Consider the following 2,066-nt stretch of genomic DNA (forward strand, 5'->3'; position numbering starts at 1 on the left):
TTTTTTTTTAAGCGCGCTATCAGTGCGATATCTGTTAGACGGCCGTAGGCAAGGCCATCTTCCAGTTCGGCTCTTTGTTAAGTCGATAATGTTAAACAGAATGCCCGTAAGCCTTTGCGGTATTACGCTCTAGGTGGGTTTATTTAGTCACCTAGAGCGTAATCTTGTTTGATGCGCTTCGTTGCGGTGGCGAAGCCTGAGCAATACGAATCGAAGCGCATTTACTATTTTGACTTGGTAATGCTACGGAGTTACGAACCCCCGATATGTCTTACGGGGGTTACTTCCACCACTTCCCCTACATTTGCAGCGAGTGGTATACTTTACGTATAGTTTCTTTTTTGAGGTTTTATGGATAATTTAGAATTTAAACAGCTAAGGCTAAAACTAGGTCTAACTCAAGCTCAGCTTGCGCAAAGTCTTGATTTAGCAGGTAATTCTATTGCTAGAATAGAAAGAGGTGAGCTTCCACTTAGAAAGGTTGTTTCTATGGCTATGCTTTACCTAGAATCTAAAACTAAAAACGATTCTAAACTTAGTAATATTGATGACCGATTATCCGTTACGTATAGAGAAGAGCAACTTGATTTACCTATAGATGATTCAGCACCAGCTCGCCTAACCGTTTCCCAGCGATTGGAACAAATAGCTAAAGATAAACAACATACTCAGCCTCTTCAGCCTAGGAAGCCTGTTAGAACAAGCCCTAGGAAGAAGAAAAAAAAGAGTCGCTGATTAATCTAGGTCTAGGTCTTTTTGGTCTGGCGGGGTTAGAGCTTCGTCGCTCATTGTTATTCTTTCTTTACTCGATATTATTGGAACGTATGTTAGTTCCTGTTTTGCTTTTTCCCTAAAATTGCTTTCCTGTTCTGATTCCGATGCGATCACAGTGGCGCTAAATATCGCATAGCGCCTTTGATTCCTTCCTGCCTGCCAAAATGCCCTTTCGTTGACACAATATGCTGTTGCGTTGCCGATTTTCACTGTTTCTATCCAATTATCGTCTTTTAATATCTTTATTGCTCTACCTACACTAGCCCTGCTTGCTTCCGTTGTTTCGCAAATCGTCTTGTATGAGCATACGACGGCATTTGTCGTCTTACCCATGTGTTCTACTAGGTAATACAATATTTCGTGCCCTAGCGGTGATTTACGGGCTAGCTTTCGCATTTCCTTAAGGTATCCGCGACTCACTTGTACAAAATTGTAATTGTCTTTATCTTGAGACTCTAGGGTCTCACCAACAGCACTAACTTCACTCATAGATGACGCTCCATGTTTCACTTGTGAGCGTAGTTGTATCATATCTTACTTACCGTTGTAAAACAGAGTCTCACCCCATGAGACTACCCAGTCTCACCCCATGAGACTCTGTTTTTTACAAGTCATTGGTTTTATTAGTTTTATTGTATATCCCTTTCTATATCTATATAGAGCTCAGTAACTGCCGCGCTACGCTTGCCGGCTAACCACGAAAAAGTATCAAAACAAAAAGCAGTTTCTCTACTTTTTGTGCTCAGCTTTATCTACTTGACTATACTTTACGTATAGAGTATTTTTTTAAGCCATTGCTGCAAGCGACCTTAAGGAGCGGGGCAGCATTGGCTTATAGAATGAGAAGCGCCTAGCAGGTGAGCTGTAACTTACTTGCCAGGCTAAACAAACAACTACACGGAGTTGATATGTCTAAAATAGATTTTACACCAGAAGCGGTTTCGTCTCTTTTAAATGATTCTGAGCAGCTAAGCCTTGCGCTTTTAATGCTTTTTGAACAAAAACTCGATTGCGTAACGTCAAAGGCTGTTTTTGTTCCTCTTCTTGAGAAGTTGAATAACGATCTTCAAGAAATACAACTCTTGAATCGGTTACAGAATCAAGATTAGGGGGTATGGGGTCTCCCCATGCTAAGCGCCTTTAGCCCTTCGCCCTGCTAAGCCGCTTTTTTTTTAAGCGCGCTATCAGTGCGATATCTGTTAGACGGCCGTAGGCAAGGCCATCTTCCAGTTCGGCTCTTTGTTAAGTCGATAATGTTAAACAGAATGCCCGTAAGCCTTTGCGGTATTACG

General features: G+C 41.7%; 3 protein-coding genes. 2 read left to right on the forward strand and 1 reads right to left on the reverse strand.

From position 1 onward, the window contains the following. Positions 1 to 351: 351 nt before the first annotated feature. On the forward strand, positions 352 to 735 hold the full coding sequence (locus tag ACROAE_RS20465; RefSeq protein WP_432406127.1) for a helix-turn-helix domain-containing protein: 384 nt from the start codon (positions 352 to 354) through the stop codon (positions 733 to 735). Here ACROAE_RS20465 and ACROAE_RS20470 read toward each other — a convergent pair whose 3' ends face one another. After that, entirely contained in the window at positions 736 to 1,263 is a 528-nt protein-coding gene (locus ACROAE_RS20470; protein ID WP_432406130.1) for a replication/maintenance protein RepL, read from the reverse strand. Between the two features lie 419 nt (positions 1,264 to 1,682). Here ACROAE_RS20470 and ACROAE_RS20475 point away from each other — a divergent pair, with 419 nt between their 5' ends. Then, positions 1,683 to 1,883 (forward strand): hypothetical protein, encoded by a 201-nt coding sequence (locus tag ACROAE_RS20475; RefSeq protein ID WP_432406133.1) that lies wholly within the window; start codon positions 1,683 to 1,685, stop codon positions 1,881 to 1,883. Positions 1,884 to 2,066 lie beyond the last annotated feature (183 nt).

The organism is Shewanella sp. MF05960, assembly GCF_050849305.1.
In the GTDB taxonomy this organism is placed as follows: Bacteria; Pseudomonadota; Gammaproteobacteria; order Enterobacterales; family Shewanellaceae; genus Shewanella.

Bases quoted from the DNA above. Each gene is read 5' to 3' on its own strand.
- ACROAE_RS20470 (WP_432406130.1), bottom strand. From the start codon at position 1,263: ATGAGTGAAGTTAGTGCTGTTGGTGAGACCCTAGAGTCTCAAGATAAA.
- ACROAE_RS20465 (WP_432406127.1), top strand. From the start codon at position 352: ATGGATAATTTAGAATTTAAACAGCTAAGGCTAAAACTAGGTCTAACT.
- ACROAE_RS20475 (WP_432406133.1), top strand. From the start codon at position 1,683: ATGTCTAAAATAGATTTTACACCAGAAGCGGTTTCGTCTCTTTTAAAT.